At 44.1% G+C, this 14,717-nt stretch carries 14 protein-coding genes; 7 read left to right on the top strand and 7 right to left on the bottom strand.

The window, feature by feature from the left end:
* Window positions 1–4: 4 nt before the first annotated feature.
* Window positions 5–415, top strand: coding sequence for an acyl-CoA thioesterase (locus BLS65_RS08405; protein ID WP_092437897.1), 411 nt, complete (start codon window positions 5–7; stop codon window positions 413–415).
* Here BLS65_RS08405 and BLS65_RS08400 read toward each other — a convergent pair.
* Window positions 405–929 carry a ribosome maturation factor RimM gene (locus BLS65_RS08400; protein ID WP_092437895.1) on the bottom strand — a complete coding sequence of 175 codons (525 nt, stop codon included), beginning with the start codon at window positions 927–929 and terminating at the stop codon, window positions 405–407. The genes BLS65_RS08405 and BLS65_RS08400 overlap by 11 nt on opposite strands.
* Window positions 930–945: 16 nt before the next feature.
* Window positions 946–1,482, bottom strand: a complete 537-nt coding sequence (locus tag BLS65_RS08395; RefSeq protein ID WP_092437893.1) for a 30S ribosomal protein S16 — start codon at window positions 1,480–1,482, stop codon at window positions 946–948.
* Between the two features lie 367 nt (window positions 1,483–1,849).
* Here BLS65_RS08395 and dnaE point away from each other — a divergent pair, with 367 nt between their 5' ends.
* The gene (dnaE, locus tag BLS65_RS08390) at window positions 1,850–5,335 is read left to right on the top strand and encodes a DNA polymerase III subunit alpha (RefSeq protein ID WP_092437930.1); all 3,486 of its coding nucleotides are present in this window, start codon (window positions 1,850–1,852) and stop codon (window positions 5,333–5,335) included.
* Window positions 5,336–5,403: 68 nt separating this feature from the next.
* A complete protein-coding gene (gene trxA, locus BLS65_RS08385) occupies window positions 5,404–5,721 on the top strand; it encodes a thioredoxin (RefSeq protein WP_092437891.1) in 318 nt (105 codons plus the stop codon).
* Window positions 5,722–6,109: 388 nt separating this feature from the next.
* Here trxA and BLS65_RS08380 read toward each other — a convergent pair whose 3' ends face one another.
* On the bottom strand, window positions 6,110–6,736 hold the full coding sequence (locus BLS65_RS08380) for an NAD(P)H-dependent oxidoreductase (RefSeq protein ID WP_092437889.1): 627 nt from the start codon (window positions 6,734–6,736) through the stop codon (window positions 6,110–6,112).
* Between the two features lie 210 nt (window positions 6,737–6,946).
* Between BLS65_RS08380 and BLS65_RS08375 the strand changes: the two genes are divergently transcribed.
* Complete coding sequence (locus BLS65_RS08375; RefSeq protein ID WP_170830044.1) at window positions 6,947–8,326, top strand: WD40 repeat domain-containing protein; 1,380 nt, start codon at window positions 6,947–6,949, stop codon at window positions 8,324–8,326.
* Window positions 8,327–8,464: 138 nt separating this feature from the next.
* Here BLS65_RS08375 and BLS65_RS08370 read toward each other — a convergent pair whose 3' ends face one another.
* Window positions 8,465–9,085, bottom strand: a complete 621-nt coding sequence (locus BLS65_RS08370; RefSeq protein ID WP_092437885.1) for a DedA family protein — start codon at window positions 9,083–9,085, stop codon at window positions 8,465–8,467.
* 177 nt (window positions 9,086–9,262) lie between these two features.
* On the opposite strand from BLS65_RS08370, the gene BLS65_RS08365 reads away from it, so the two are divergent.
* Both BLS65_RS08365 and BLS65_RS08360 read left to right on the top strand, forming a co-directional pair.
* Window positions 9,263–9,907 carry a cation efflux transmembrane domain-containing protein gene (locus BLS65_RS08365; protein ID WP_092437883.1) on the top strand — a complete coding sequence of 215 codons (645 nt, stop codon included), beginning with the start codon at window positions 9,263–9,265 and terminating at the stop codon, window positions 9,905–9,907.
* 37 nt (window positions 9,908–9,944) lie between these two features.
* Window positions 9,945–10,544 carry a class I SAM-dependent methyltransferase gene (locus BLS65_RS08360; RefSeq protein ID WP_092437881.1) on the top strand — a complete coding sequence of 200 codons (600 nt, stop codon included), beginning with the start codon at window positions 9,945–9,947 and terminating at the stop codon, window positions 10,542–10,544.
* 49 nt (window positions 10,545–10,593) lie between these two features.
* On the opposite strand, the gene BLS65_RS08355 is transcribed toward BLS65_RS08360, so the two are convergent.
* Complete coding sequence (locus BLS65_RS08355) at window positions 10,594–11,250, bottom strand: hypothetical protein (protein ID WP_125869814.1); 657 nt, start codon at window positions 11,248–11,250, stop codon at window positions 10,594–10,596.
* A gap of 4 nt (window positions 11,251–11,254) precedes the next feature.
* Entirely contained in the window at window positions 11,255–12,049 is a 795-nt protein-coding gene (locus BLS65_RS08350; RefSeq protein ID WP_092437876.1) for a metallophosphoesterase family protein, read from the bottom strand.
* 860 nt (window positions 12,050–12,909) lie between these two features.
* On the opposite strand from BLS65_RS08350, the gene BLS65_RS08345 reads away from it, so the two are divergent.
* Window positions 12,910–13,491: an LOG family protein gene (locus BLS65_RS08345; protein WP_092437874.1), complete on the top strand. Its 582-nt coding sequence runs from the start codon at window positions 12,910–12,912 to the stop codon at window positions 13,489–13,491.
* Between the two features lie 99 nt (window positions 13,492–13,590).
* Here the strand turns inward: BLS65_RS08345 and ribD are convergent, their stop codons facing one another.
* A complete protein-coding gene (ribD, locus tag BLS65_RS08340) occupies window positions 13,591–14,676 on the bottom strand; it encodes a bifunctional diaminohydroxyphosphoribosylaminopyrimidine deaminase/5-amino-6-(5-phosphoribosylamino)uracil reductase RibD (protein WP_092437872.1) in 1,086 nt (361 codons plus the stop codon).
* Window positions 14,677–14,717: the final 41 nt, after the last annotated feature.

The following is a 14,717-nucleotide window of genomic DNA, read 5'->3' as shown; positions in this document are numbered from 1 at the left end:
AAAAATGCAACACTACACTCCGATACAGATACGATTCAACGATATAGATGCACTTAACCACGTGAACAACACCGTATATATGCAGTTTTTCGACATAGGAAAACTAGCATTCTTTCAAGAGTGCCTTGGGGATGAAATTAACTGGAGCGAGGTTACTCCGGTAATGGTGCACCTGGAGGTAGATTTTTCAGCACCCGTTTTTATCGATTCAAAAATCAGGGTAAACAGCCACGTCACCGGATTTGGCAACAAGAGTTTCCGTATGGATCAGGAGATAGAAAACATTGATACAGGCGAAATCCATAGCCGTAGCAAAAGCATTATGGTGGCATTTAATCCGAAAACAAACGAAGGAGTGGTGGTTCCAAACAGTTGGAGAGAAAAACTTGCGCGTTACAGCGAACTTACTCTTTAAAAAGATCGATTAATCCCGATGGCAGGTCGAAGGTGATCTCCTTTTTCTTTTCAGAAACCTCTAGAATAAGATCTTCGTGAACCGGTATCAATATTTCGGTTCCATTATGGTCTACCACAAAGAGTGGATTGCCGGTGATGTCATGGAAGTCGACAATAGAGCCCAAAAGGCCAAGATCGTGGTCGATTACAGTGAAGCCGACAAACAGTTCAAGTCCCGTAAGTTCGTCCTCTTCCTCTTCGGTAGATTGGAAAACGAATAGGGGAAGTCCCACAAAACGAGCGGCAGCTCTGGACGATTCAAAATCGTCGAACATGACCAAAGCTTTGTCTTTTCCTCGGTTGCGGAACGATTTTAAAAAAAGAGGAACCGGAATTCCGTCTATTTCAACGAAAACCGGTTCCTTCATGTTCTCTTCAATGGAATACTCCGACGCAAGATTAACTTGTAGTTCGCCATCGGCACCAAACTCTCTGGCTATTCGGCCTATATATAGTTTGTCATCTTCTCCCATTGGAAATGCAGTGCAATTATGCCTCAGCAGGTGATTCGTCTGCAGCAGCGGTTTCTTCAGCAGCAGCTGGAGCAGGTGCATTCTTAGCGACCATAGCGGCGCGCTTTGCAGCAACTGTTTTTGCTTTTGCCTCACGAACCTTTGACTCTGCCTCAAGACGAGCCTTCAAGTCGGCATCTTCCTTGCTCGAAAGACCATCTTTCTTCGCTTGGATTGCAGATTCCTTCTTCTTGAGGAAATCTTGAAAACGCTCTTCAGCAACTTCCAAGGTAAACGCGCCCTTGCGAACGCCATCAAGAAGGTGTTTTTTGTAAATCACACCTTTATAGCGCAACATTGCCCTACAGGTGTCGGTGGGTTGAGCACCCTTTTGAAGCCAGTCTATTGCCTTATCAAAGTTAAGGTCAATAGTAGCAGGATTAGTGTTCGGATTGTAACTTCCAATCCTTTCAATGAACTTACCATCCCGTGGCGCCCTGCTATCAGCTACCACTACGTGGTAGTAAGCATACCCTTTGCGTCCATGACGCTGAAGTCTTAATTTTACTGGCATACTGATAATTTATGCTTGTTGAACCTAAAAAATTTAGCCCGGCAAAGATACGGATTATTATTGAATCGACTAATCCACAGCCAACTATTTTTCAGAAACTACAACATTGCGAATTTGCCGAAAATCAGGCCAACCCACACGAATGCAGTTTATTGCTATGCAAACTGCTTACAAAACAGATTTCGGCACCCGATATCCCCCAATTTTCTCAAAACTATTTTCACCTCCACCAAAAAACAATCCACAAAATATGTTGACAACTTTTAGTGCTCCGAGGCTGATAACGTCATCGGCAAACCGTAACTTTAACCAATTAACAGCTGCCGACACATCATCGCCCAACATACAATATTTCAAATATATAGAAATGAAGAAATTTGTACATCTCCACGTACACTCACAATATTCTATCCTCGATGGTGCATCCAGCGTTGGTGGCCTAATTAAAAAAGCCAAAGAGTATGAGATGCCTGCCTGCGCAATTACCGACCACGGAAATATGTTTGGAGTAAAACTTTTCCACAAAAAAGCAAAGGAAGAAGGGATAAAATCGATTCTTGGATGCGAAGCATATGTAGCCAAGAACGGCCGATTCGACCGATCGGACAAGGACGACCGCTCAGGACACCACCTTATACTGTTAGCCCAGGACTACGAAGGCTATAAAAACCTCACCAAACTTGTATCCTACTCCTGGACCGAGGGTTTTTACTACAAACCCCGTATCGACAAGGAACTTCTTCGGAAATATAACAAAGGGATTATTGCCTCCAGCGCTTGTCTCGGAGGCGAGATTCCGCAAGCCATCATGAACTTAGGAATGGATGAGGCCGAGAAGGTCATTCAAGAATACCAGGAGATTTTTGGCAGCAACTTCTACCTCGAGATGCAGCTTCACCGCTCCGGAAATCCCAAAATAGACGGTGATGTCTACCAAAACCAAGTAATGGTAAACAAAGCACTATTTGAACTCTCGAAGAAAACAGGAGTAAAGTGCATAGCCACCAACGATGTTCACTTCATTAAAAACACCGATGCAGATGCGCACGACCTGCTCATCTGCCTCAATACAGGAAAGGATCTCGACGATCCCAACCGAATGCGGTATACCAAGCAAGAGTATTTCAAATCGGGCGACGAGATGGAGAAACTCTTTGCTGATCACCCCGAAGTTCTCGATAATACCCTCGAAATTGCTGATAAGATTGAGAACTATGCTCTCAACCAAAAGCCCATCATGCCGGCATTCCCACTTCCACCGGAATTCACCGACGAGATGCTCTTCCTTCGCCACATAACCTTTGAGGGTGCAAAAAAACGGTGGGGCGATAAGTTGGAAGGAGCACTGCTGGAGCGTGTTGAATTTGAACTCGACACCATTGAGCGCATGGGTTTCCCGTCCTACTTCCTCATTGTGTGGGACTTTATCCGTGCCGCTCGCGAAATGGGCGTTTCCGTTGGTCCGGGTCGTGGTTCGGCAGCGGGTTCGGCGGTGGCTTACAGTTTACGCATTACCGATATCGACCCCATTAAGTATGACCTTCTTTTTGAGCGCTTCCTCAACCCCGAGCGTATCTCCATGCCGGATATCGATATCGACTTTGACGAGGATGGACGCGAAAAAGTCTTGAAGTGGGTAGTAAACAAGTATGGCCAAAAAAGGGTAGCGCATATCATCACCTTTGGAACCATGGCAGCAAAAATGGCTATCCGCGACGTAGCTCGCGTGCTTAAACTCCCACTGATGGAGGCCGACAAGCTCTCCAAGATGGTACCCGAACGACCAGGAACTACCCTAGCCTCTGCCTATAAGGAGGTTCCTGAACTTATGAATGCCAAAACAAAAGGAGATGCGTTGGTGATGGACACACTTCGGTTTGCAGAGGTATTGGAGGGTTCTGTGCGCCAAACAGGCGTTCATGCCTGCGGAATTATCATCGGGAGAAACGATCTGGAGGAAGATATACCACTCAGTACCAATAAAGATTCGGAACTATTTGTTACCCAATACGACGGAAAGCACGTTGAGGATGTTGGCCTACTAAAAATGGACTTTCTTGGGCTAAAAACCCTCTCCATCATTATGGATGCCATTGAGTATGCCAAGGAATCGAAAGGTGTCGACATCGACATTGATGCCATTCCCATCGACGATGCTGAAACCTTTGAACTCTTTGCCCGTGGCGATACTACTGCTCTGTTCCAGTTTGAGTCGCCTGGAATGAAAAAATACCTTCGTGCCCTTAAGCCAAACCGGTTCGAAGACCTCATTGCCATGAACGCGCTCTACCGTCCGGGTCCACTGGAGTATATTCCTGACTTCTGCGACAGGAAGAACGGCCGGAAGAGTATTGAGTATGATCTTCCCGAAATGGAGGAATACCTGCACGACACATACGGGATTACGGTATACCAAGAACAGGTGATGCTTCTGTCGCAGAAACTAGCCGGTTTTACCAAAGGCCAAGCGGATACGCTGCGTAAGGCGATGGGAAAGAAGCTCATTGCCATGATGGATGAGCTTAAAGAGAAATTCCTAGCCGGAGGTGCCGAAAAGGGTCACGACAAGAAAATACTTGAGAAGATATGGCTGGACTGGGAGGCATTTGCCCAGTACGCCTTTAACAAATCGCACTCCACCTGCTACGCCTGGATTGCCTACCAAACGGCCTATCTTAAGGCGCACTATCCGTCGGAGTTTATGGCAGCGGTACTCAGCCGCAACCTATCCGACATTAAGAAGATCACCATCTTCATGGACGAGTGCAAGCGCATGGGAAAGCAGGTGTTGGGACCCGATGTGAATGAGAGTTCCTATAAGTTTACGGTAGATGCCGAAAGCAACATCCGCTTTGGACTTGGAGCAATAAAGGGTGTTGGTGAGGGAGCCGTTCAAAACATTGTGGAATGCCGAAAAGCAGGCGGAAAATTCAAAGACATCTTCGATTTTGTGGAGCGAGTAAACCTGCAAAGCGTAAACAAGAAGAACTTAGAATGCCTAGCCTTGGCAGGAGGTTTCGACAGTTTTGGCCTAAAACGTCACCAATACTTTGCCACCGACGCAAAGGAAGTCACCTTCATCGAAAGCCTAGTGCGATACGGCAGCCGTATGCAGAGCGACAAGGATAGCAGCCAGCAAAGCCTCTTTGGTGGAGATCTTGGCTTTGCTGCCATTGGTCGTCCAGAACCACCCATTTCGGAAGAGTGGAGCAAGTTGGTTCTTCTAAACAAGGAGCGCGAGATGGTGGGTATCTATCTCTCCTCGCACCCCATGGACGATTACCGCTTCGAGCTCAACCACTTTTGCAACACAAGTTTGGCCGAATTGGGCAACGTAAACGAGCTGCGCAACAAGGAATTATCGTTTGCCGGAATGGTTACTGGCGTTCGTAATGCCCTGACAAAGACCGGAAAACCTTATGGTAGTATCACCATTGAAGACTACACCGAAAGTTTCCAGCTAACCCTCTTCGGTAAAGATTATGAAAATTATCGAAAATATTTTTACCAAGGTTATACGCTACTCATTAAGGGCAGAGTAGAGCCTCGCATGTACAACGAGAACGAATTCGAGGTGAGGGTGAAGAGCATGGTAATGCTACACGATGTAAAAGCAGAAATGGTAAAATCGCTAACACTAAAACTGCCATTGAACAACATTACCGAAGAACTTGTTACTGAACTCAGAGCAGCAACGGACAAGCACAAAGGAAATGTAACCCTTAAAATAAAGGTTATCGACCCTGACGAAAAAATGGCTATCGATTTCTTCTCAAGAGCCATCAGAATAAATCTCGACAACGAGTTACTGCAGTTTTTTGAAGAATTAGACCTTCAAATTGCCGTTAACTAAAAAATGTTGCATCTTTGCTTTAAGCACATACAGAACAAAAACAATATAACAATAAAAAGTAACTAATTATGGCACTAGAAATTACCGATAGCAACTTCGAGGAGTTGGTAATGAAATCGGACAAGCCGGTTGTGGTTGACTTCTGGGCAGAGTGGTGCGGTCCTTGCCGCATGATTGGCCCAATCATTGTAGAACTAGGTCACGAATACGATGGCAAAGCCGTTGTAGGTAAGGTAGACGTAGATGCAAACCCTGAAATTTGTGCGAAGTATGGCATTCGCAACATACCTACCGTTCTTTTCTTTAAGGGTGGCGAAATTGTGGACAAGCAAATTGGTGCAGCACCAAAGACTAAGTTTGTAGAGAAGCTCAACGCGCTGCTGTAGCCGACTGCATCTGCAAATAATCCCCGTAGGCGAAGGTCTGCGGGGATTTTTTTTATATTTTTAATGCCACTCTCCTTCAAAAGATTTCTCAGAAAACTCCACGGCGAGTCGTTGCTTATATGAATAGAGCAATTCAACAATAGTTTAGAACATCAACTCGTGGCGACGACAAGATATCCTATACACATTGGATACAGCACGAAATAAATCTAATCGGAAAGGTGGGCCTGACCTCTAGTCACAAATGCATGTCTTCGCCTTTCCACTGGAAGTTCACACTAGAGTCACTGTAGTGTGTAAAAACAGAGCAACAGTATAGTCCATAAAAAATGGGGCTACCCAAGGCCCCATTTTTATGCACTATTTAACCAAAGAAAAAATCTAACCATTAAATCATTTCGAAAAGGGCACTATTCGATTTACGTACCTTTGCCGCATTTACTAGGTAATCGGTTTTGCTATCGCGGTAGCCCAATGCCAGCAGCACTGAACTGCGATATCCCTTTGCGCGAAGCCCAAGAATCTCATCCATAGCCGGAGCGCTAAAGCCCTCCATCGGAGTGGAGTCCACCTCTACCTCGGCAGCGGCAACCAGTCCAAACCCAAGGGCTATGTAAGTTTGCTTGGCAGCCCAGGTAGCATAGTCGTCTTTGGACATTCCCTGCACCGACATGATCATCTTCTTGAAATCCCCTAACGATTCAACCGGAACATTGCGCTTTGTGGCAATTCGATTGACATATTCTTCTACCTCGTCGTTGGTCAATTCCTCCCGAGCAGCAAACACCAACAGGTGCGAGCCTTCGATAATTTGAGGCTGAGGACATGCCGAAGCGTGAATCTTTTTTCGAACATCTTCACTCTCCACCACAAAAACCTTAAACGGCTGAATCCCGATAGAATTAGGTGCCAACTGAATAGCATTCAGAATTACATCTAATTTATCATTGGAAACTTTTGTTCCATTCATGTGCTTGGTGGCATACCGCCATTGCAACTTCTTTAGAAAATCCATATTCTCAGTTAATTTGTTACATATCTAAAACTACACTAACAAACATCAATGAACCATCTTTGTTCAAAGTTTACGCAGTCACATTTAACATTAATGAGATAACCTTAGATCCAATAAGACCTCAAAATGGATTTCAAAGTGCTATATTTGCTATTGACATTTTCTATTGAATGTTACCTAAGAAGTAACGATTGTAAAACCTTGTCAACTATGCGCAATACATTAGCAACGTGCCTTATTGTTTTAGTGGGAAAACTCACAGCAATGGGGCAAGATCCAGCAGTTACTGAGATTTATGGAGCCGACAAAAACCTAATAATGACCCAGGCCTGTTTTAGTTCCGATGGAAAACACATGCTCGTCAACTCAAAAAGTTTCATTAGCCTCATCGAATTGGCATCGAGCAATACCGTGGCCTCCATCGATGGTGAAGGAAGCATTCTTACAGCAATTGCCCTATCACCCGATGCATCAATTGCTGTAACCGGCGATAGCGATGGGAAAATAAAGACATACAACATTTGGAAGCAAAAGCCGGGAACTAAATACAAGAATCACAAAGGATCCATCATTGCCCTTGCCTTTAGTCCTAGCGGGGAGTTGATTGCCTCGGCTTCAGCAGACAGGTCCGTTCACATTTGGCGGGTAGCCGACGGCAAGCGGGTAGCAGCGGTAGAAGGGTTCCGATCGCCCATTTCAATGATTGCTATAAGCCCTGATGGGAATACACTCGCAACCGTTGAATCGGTATCGACAGGTGAGGTAAAACTCTGGAATTTGGAGAATGGTAGCCCGATCTCCGTGGTTCAATATGCTAAGTCGAAAATCTCAGCTATTGCCTTCAGCCCCGACAGCAAAAGGCTAACCATTGGGACCACCGCCTACGAAATAGAGATAAAAAACATAGCCGGCAGCAGTTTTTACCTCCGGACCAAACCTCACAAAATGCCTATCATGGCACTTACCTTCAGCCCCGATGGTAAGGTAATAGCCTCTAGCGACATTCAAGGTGGTACCATAACATGGAACGCTGAAACCGGCAGCCTAATACGAGTAATCAAGAGTCCTCAAGGGAATAGCCTAGCCCTAAAATTTAATCTCGACAGCAAATCGCTTATACTAGCGGGATATAACGGTGGTGTAGCTCAGTGGAATTATACAATAGGGGTAAACCAATGGCTCGACATTTTTCTCCATGAAAGGAAAAATGAAATTGGACTTTGGGCCATGCAAGGAGAGAGCGAAACAGAGCAAGACTATGCCAAGCGCGTTAACGACGTTTCCCGTAAAGCACGAGAGGACAAAATCAAGGAAGACGGACTGGCGCGCCTCAAAGTCTACTATACCAGTGTAATAAACTGGCAGAGTTACTCACTGGGAGCCTATGCCGCCGACAAGGAGGAACTTACACTCACAACCCCTTTTTCGGTTCCAGTGCGGCTAACTGTTCCAGCAAAAAAACTGGAGACATTTAAACTAAACTACCCTACATTTTCCATAATCCCAGAGTTAGAGGTCGTCAGCGATGCAATAGCGGTGAAAAGTCTAGAAATTAAAAAGGGGATGGAGATTTATAAAGCAGAGAAGTGAACATTGAAGAACCCAGCATATCCTTCGAACCAAATGGGCGAATAAACAGCGAATGCTGTCAACTACATAACAGTTAGGTAAACATTAAAGGACGACTGGAATAGTCGTCCTTTAATTTTTAACCATTTATACTGCAATCTATTCGTGCTTTTTCTTGAAATGGTAAACGAGGTATATTCCGAAGCAAACGCCCAAAACCAATAATCCGTAAGAAAGCTCGGTGTAGTACGTGTCCAGTAATGCCTTTTGAGAATATAGACTATAGCCCAGCACCGTTAAAATAGCATTCCATACGGCAGAACCAATCAATGTGTAAAGAAGAAAACTCTTAAGATTCATTTTGGCCAATCCTGCAGGAAGTGAAATTAGCTGGCGAATGCCCGGCACTAAGCGTCCAATTAGCGTACTGGATTTGCCGTGACGCACAAAATAGGCCTCAGCCTTTTCAACACCGGAACGACTTAAGAGCATCATTTTACCGAAGCGAGATTCTGCCAGCTGGTAGACGATTTTTCGACCAAAAAAAAGTGCAAAGTAATAATTGAATAGCGCACCGATTAAAGACCCCAAGGTGCTAAAGAAAAACACAAGGTAAACGTTTAGGTCTCCTTGAGCGGCCTTCCATGCAGCCGGAGGTATTATCACTTCGGAAGGAAATGGAATAAACGAGCTCTCAATTGCCATCAAAAGGGTTATGGTTCCGTAGTTGATATGTTCCATATACCAACTCACCACCGAGCTAAAAATCTCTGTTATCATAGCGTTCCAATTTTGTTCTCAAAAGTAACAAAAGGTTGGAAAATAAATGGCCTACCTTAAAATGAAACAGAATAACGATAAAACTGTCCCTTTTCACAAACGAATCAATTTGGTAAGAGCATTAACCTTATGGCATACTTTAATGTTTACTAATTTGAAGCATTAGAAAACATCCTCATGACGGAATTGCAGCGAAAATTATACCGGCAGGCATTTGCCCTTGCCCTTATTACTATCTTTTACAACATTGCAGAAGGCATGATATCCACATACATGGGCTTTCAAGACGAAACTATAGCCCTCTTTGGTTTTGGCATTGATAGTGTTATCGAAACCATTTCGGGAATAGGTGTTGCACATATGATTCTTCGAATCCAACAAAACCCAAACACTCCGCGCGATGCCTTCGAGATTAAAGCACTGAAAATAACAGGTTTTTCTTTCTATATCCTTACCGCCGGACTTGTCGTCACCTCGGTTTACAATCTATACAGTGGTCAAAAACCAGAAACAACGTTTTGGGGTTTGGTTATAGCTTCAATCTCTATTTTTACCATGTGGGCCCTAATCTGGGCCAAGATGCGCGTAGGACGTGCACTTGATTCGAAGCCCATTATTGCCGATGCTGGATGCACCCGCGTGTGCCTATACATGTCGGTGATACTATTGATTTCGAGCCTTACCTACGAAATTACCGGATTGCCCTATATCGATGCAGTTGGAGCATTGGCTTTAGCTTGGTTCGCGCTGAAGGAGGGACGGGAATGCTTTGAGAAGGCAAAAAGTATCTCCGTTTGTGGATGCAGCGACGGATGCCATTAACTTCATAATATTAACGCGTTACAAACAAAAACACCAAATGCAAAACCCTTGGGATATTCGCTATTCGGGCGAAGATTACGTTTATGGAAAGGAGCCCAACACATTTTTCAAGGAGTGCCTAAGCTCTCTTCCAGCAGGAAAACTGCTTCTACCAGCCGAAGGCGAAGGGCGCAACGCTGCCTGGGCCGCGGGAAAAGGCTGGAAAGTTACCGCTTTCGACCAGAGTCAAGAGGGTCGAAGAAAGGCCTTACTCCTGGCACAAGAAAAGAGTATTACTATCGATTACAACCTTCTGGCAGTGGAGGATTTCAATCCAGAAAAAGATGAGTTTGATGCGGTAGCCCTCGTTTACCTCCACCTTCACCGCGAGGTTCGCATTCCTTTCCATCAAAAGATAGCTCATTGCCTAAAACCCGGAGGTCGCTTAATCGTAGAGGCATTTACCACAAAACAAATAGGATATAACTCCGGCGGCCCACGTGATTTAAACTTGCTTTATACTCCCGGGTATATCCTCGACGACTTTCGCGATTTTACCTTCACTATTGGAGGCGAAGAGGAGGTTTTCCTTAATGAAGGAGAATACCATTCCGGAAAGGCAAGCATAATTCGATTCTTTGGAACAAAAAAACATTAGTCTTGCCACCAAGATAAATGTAATCAGCCTTTAACACTAAAGCAAAAAACTACAAGATGCCATGTCTCTTTTCCTTTCCCCCAATGGGGCCACTCTTGTTCAGAGAGATGGTAAATCCAGCCGAAACATTCCAAATATCGCTAAACCTCATTACCCTTTCGTTGGAAGTTTTCACATAGTCCCAAAAATAGTAACCAAGAGTGCCAACTTCCACAAAAAAACCGGCCTTGTCGATATATTTTGAACCCTTCACATCAAAATTCAATTTACCCCCAACAACTGGAGCTAAGTGAATAGCGTTTTGCGGGTAGTAACCATCAGGATAATGGTCGGGCCAAATAACATGTGTGTTGGTTGTTCGTGCAAAAATAAGGTTTAAGCCTGCATAGTTGGATGTAGTAACCCCTTTAAATGGATGGCGCTGGCTAGTCGCAAGCAGACCTTTTACAGCAATAGTCTTTACCTCCACACCATGCTCACTCTTGGGTAAATAGCCATAAATAAAGTAAGCACTACTCTTTTCGCTCTTGCTTTGATAACCAAAACCAAGGGAGGCAAGTCCCATATTTCCAGCATACTGAACAGACACTACATCGGGAACAAACCTAAACATCTTACGCTTCGTTGCTTCTTCAGGAACGGTTTCCCCAAATGCAAAAGATGAAGACAGAAGCATCGTAAGTAGTAATAAAACAAAAATCAACATAATCCTAAAAATTAACCTTACTCGTCACCACGGTATCGGCAGTAACTGTAACCAGTGAATAGTATCGTCTCGAAACACTCCCAACTACAATATACCGATAGCCATCCATTTGATTATCCGCATAGTTGTGGTTGTGGCCGAAAAAAGCTAGGTCAACCTTACTCTTCAGCATGCGTTGGAATACAGTATCATACTCACCAGCCAGTTGATCACTTTCTGGTGGGATATGGGCAAAGAGGAGTTGATGGTTATGGGCAATAGAATCGTTCAACTCTTCTGATAGCCATTCAAAACTTGGTCGGCTGTTACCGTTCTCCCAAACAATATCATCGAAAAAAACCAGCTTTGTTCCATGGAACTCAAAACTGAAGTTGGAAGGGCCATACATTTTCTGGAAGATCTCCCTTCCATTCGATAAATAATCGTGATTGCCGATTACAGTAACAAAAGGAGTTTTAAGTTTTGATATCTGACGGTATTCCCAGTCGAACTCCTTGAACAATCCTGCATCAGTTACATCCCCATCAACAACGGTAAACTGAACCTGCTTATTGGCATTAATACTACTGACGGCATCCGCTAAATCGGCATAAAAAGTATGTGGATCGGAGATAACAGCAAAAGTAAACGTATCGTTCCGATTCGGAGGCAAATCGTTAGCCACTATCTTACGAATGTTATCGGCATTAACGGAAGTTACCCGTACCCTAACGTCATATGGACTATACTCAACCAGGTCTTCGCACGATTGAAAAAACAGAACTCCCAGCAATGCAATCGGTGTAAAATATCTCTTCATAATCAACCCCTCATTTTATAATAGTAAAGTGGGGGCTCCGGATTGCTGGGCCGTGCAGAAGCCCTAATTATGCATGGCCCTACCCAACTATGATTCTACCGGTCCCCCACTTATATCTAAATACACTGATTCAGCTTGTTTCAAACAGTGCTTTCTTACAACAACGAAACTACTATGGTGCTTACCATCACCAGTAAGAGCACAAAAAATAAGTTTTTAGTGACTCTCTCGTCCTCTGAGATTATCTGTGACTCTAACCGTTCCAACTGTTACACTAATTTCTCTTGATAATGAGTGGAAAAGAAGGGGAAGTATTGCTTTTAAACTATAAGTGCAGAAGCCCTAATTTTGCACTTAAGCGTAAACCCAACTATGAACTCAAAAAACAACCACTCCCCCATCCAATCCTAACATTCACTCTAAACCTTAAACCTTAAAATCATTTAACACTGCAAAGAAAGGTTCTCTTAATTTGCAGAAAAATAAAAACCCGACAAAACAGTAAAATTCACCGACGAAAGCAATTTTTCGTAGGACAAACTAGTATTTAAATTTTTCATTATTATCAACACTAATATTATTATACACTATAGTTTATCTTATATTTATCATGCTATTATAGTTATCTATATTATTAATCCATTTGGTTATTTCTGATGGCAAAGATAAATTCATTTTTTTCCAAAAAAATCATTTCATCAATTATTTTTATCTTTTATGTTTATTTACTTAGGTATTAACGACACGTAACATTCCGCGATTAACAGTATAGAATGCTCCAGCGGTAAGCGATAACGAGCCTATGCTTAATGATCAAATTAAAAAATTCTTTGCACCTTTGGCTTCCTAAAACAAGAGATATGGAACGGAAAATTTGCATATACTGCGCCTCTAGCAATAAGGTAGCGTCCAAACATTTCGAGGCTACCGACATCCTAGCAACCGAACTCGTAAAACATGGTATCACGGCAGTTTATGGCGGAGGTTCAGCAGGTTTAATGGGCCGATTAGCAAATACAATGCTCGCCCAAGGAGGCAAAGTGGTGGGTGTTCTCCCTCGATTCATGGAGAAGGTAGAGTGGGGACACAAAGGCCTTACCGAACTAATCCTAGTGGAGGATATGCACGAGCGTAAAAAATTACTGATCAATGAGGTTGATGCAGTGGTTGCACTACCCGGAGGTTGTGGAACGCTGGAAGAGTTAATGGAGGTAATTACCCTGAAACGGTTGGGGAAATTCACCAAGCCCATTATCATACTAAACCTCGACGGATTTTACACCCCGCTTGTGGAACTTCTTGACAAGATGATCGAGGAGAAATTTATGCGACCCGAGCACCGCAGCATATGGACAGTGGTAAACAGACCCGAAGAAATCCTCCCCGCCATTGAAAGTGCCCCAGAATGGAGCGAAGACAAAATAAATATTGCGGCGGTATAGACTACCAAAACTGAAACTAGTGCTGCTTTTACAATAGTTTAGGAGCAAGAATGGCCACTGCATACGCGTGGCCGTCCTTAACCTTTTCACCAACTCCCACTACACATTCCTATACGTATAAAGAATACTATCGAAGAGTCGATCTTCGGTAATGGGTTGCGCCAAAAGAACCGGAGCCCTCACGCCAGAGTTGAAGAGTTTACGACCTATAAAGACCCTCGCCTCATCCCAAAGATTACGGGAGATAAACGACTCAAGAATCTGAGGTCCGCCTTCAATAATAATACTTTGGACCGACCGCTGGTAAAGCACCTCCATAATTTGGGGTTCGATATCGCGAGAAAAATCAATAGTAACCATTTCTATATTTGGCCTATTCAGGAAGAGTTGCCTGCGGGAGGCGGAACCCGAATTATTGCCCATCATGATTAGCGTCTGCGATACCTCATCGTACACATTGGCATCAGCAGGTAGCCTTAGGGTTCTATCTATCACCACTCGAATGGGACTTTTCCCCCGCCAATCTCTTACGCTCAGACGAGGATTATCCAGTTCAACTGTACGGGTTCCCACCATAATGGATTGTTCCTCGGAACGCCAACGATGCACAACGGCACGGGCCAACTCATTGGTGATCCAAATTGGTTTCTGATCATCGCCCGGCAACCGCTCTATGTCCACGTAACCATCGAGCGATTGAGCCCACTTAAGTATAATATATGGTCGTTTCTTGAGCTGAAAAGTAAAAAACCGACGATTCACTTCCATCGCGCGTTCGGACAACACGCCCTCGATTACTTCTATTCCTGCCTCTAACAAACGGGCAATACCTTGTCCTGAAACTTCGGGAAAGGGATCGCGCACAGCAACCACAACACGAGGAATCCCCATTGCAACAATAAAATCGGCGCACGGAGGTGTTTTGCCTTGATGGCTACATGGCTCCAAACTCACGTAGAGTGTTGATTTTTTAAGCTGTTCTTTATCCGTCACCGAGTTAATTGCGTTAACCTCGGCATGAGATTTCCCAAATTCTGCATGAAAACCCTCCCCAATTATTCGTCCATCGCACACCACAACTGAACCAACGAGTGGATTAGGAGCCACATTACCCAAACCGCCTTGTGCTATTTGAATACATCGCTCCATAAACAACTCATGGTTACTCCTTTCTACCTCCGACATACTGCTCTCCATTGAAATAATTGCAAAATGTTTTCGAAAAC

Origin of the sequence: Williamwhitmania taraxaci, assembly GCF_900096565.1 — a bacterium.
In the GTDB taxonomy this organism is placed as follows: domain Bacteria; phylum Bacteroidota; class Bacteroidia; order Bacteroidales; family Williamwhitmaniaceae; genus Williamwhitmania; species Williamwhitmania taraxaci.
Note: the sequence above shows the minus strand (reverse complement) of the source record. Positions and strands in the feature narration are given on the sequence as shown.

Excerpts from the sequence above, each read along its gene's own strand:
- BLS65_RS08370 (WP_092437885.1), bottom strand. The coding sequence starts at position 9,085 with ATGATAACAGAGATTTTTAGCTCGGTGGTGAGTTGGTATATGGAACAT.
- BLS65_RS08395 (WP_092437893.1), bottom strand. The coding sequence starts at position 1,482 with ATGCCAGTAAAATTAAGACTTCAGCGTCATGGACGCAAAGGGTATGCT.
- BLS65_RS08375 (WP_170830044.1), top strand. The coding sequence starts at position 6,947 with ATGCGCAATACATTAGCAACGTGCCTTATTGTTTTAGTGGGAAAACTC.
- trxA (WP_092437891.1), top strand. The coding sequence starts at position 5,404 with ATGGCACTAGAAATTACCGATAGCAACTTCGAGGAGTTGGTAATGAAA.
- BLS65_RS08360 (WP_092437881.1), top strand. The coding sequence starts at position 9,945 with ATGCAAAACCCTTGGGATATTCGCTATTCGGGCGAAGATTACGTTTAT.
- BLS65_RS08345 (WP_092437874.1), top strand. The coding sequence starts at position 12,910 with ATGGAACGGAAAATTTGCATATACTGCGCCTCTAGCAATAAGGTAGCG.
- BLS65_RS08365 (WP_092437883.1), top strand. The coding sequence starts at position 9,263 with ATGACGGAATTGCAGCGAAAATTATACCGGCAGGCATTTGCCCTTGCC.
- BLS65_RS08400 (WP_092437895.1), bottom strand. The coding sequence starts at position 929 with ATGGGAGAAGATGACAAACTATATATAGGCCGAATAGCCAGAGAGTTT.
- ribD (WP_092437872.1), bottom strand. The coding sequence starts at position 14,676 with ATGTCGGAGGTAGAAAGGAGTAACCATGAGTTGTTTATGGAGCGATGT.
- BLS65_RS08355 (WP_125869814.1), bottom strand. The coding sequence starts at position 11,250 with ATGTTGATTTTTGTTTTATTACTACTTACGATGCTTCTGTCTTCATCT.
- BLS65_RS08350 (WP_092437876.1), bottom strand. The coding sequence starts at position 12,049 with ATGAAGAGATATTTTACACCGATTGCATTGCTGGGAGTTCTGTTTTTT.
- BLS65_RS08405 (WP_092437897.1), top strand. The coding sequence starts at position 5 with ATGCAACACTACACTCCGATACAGATACGATTCAACGATATAGATGCA.
- BLS65_RS08380 (WP_092437889.1), bottom strand. The coding sequence starts at position 6,736 with ATGGATTTTCTAAAGAAGTTGCAATGGCGGTATGCCACCAAGCACATG.
- dnaE (WP_092437930.1), top strand. The coding sequence starts at position 1,850 with ATGAAGAAATTTGTACATCTCCACGTACACTCACAATATTCTATCCTC.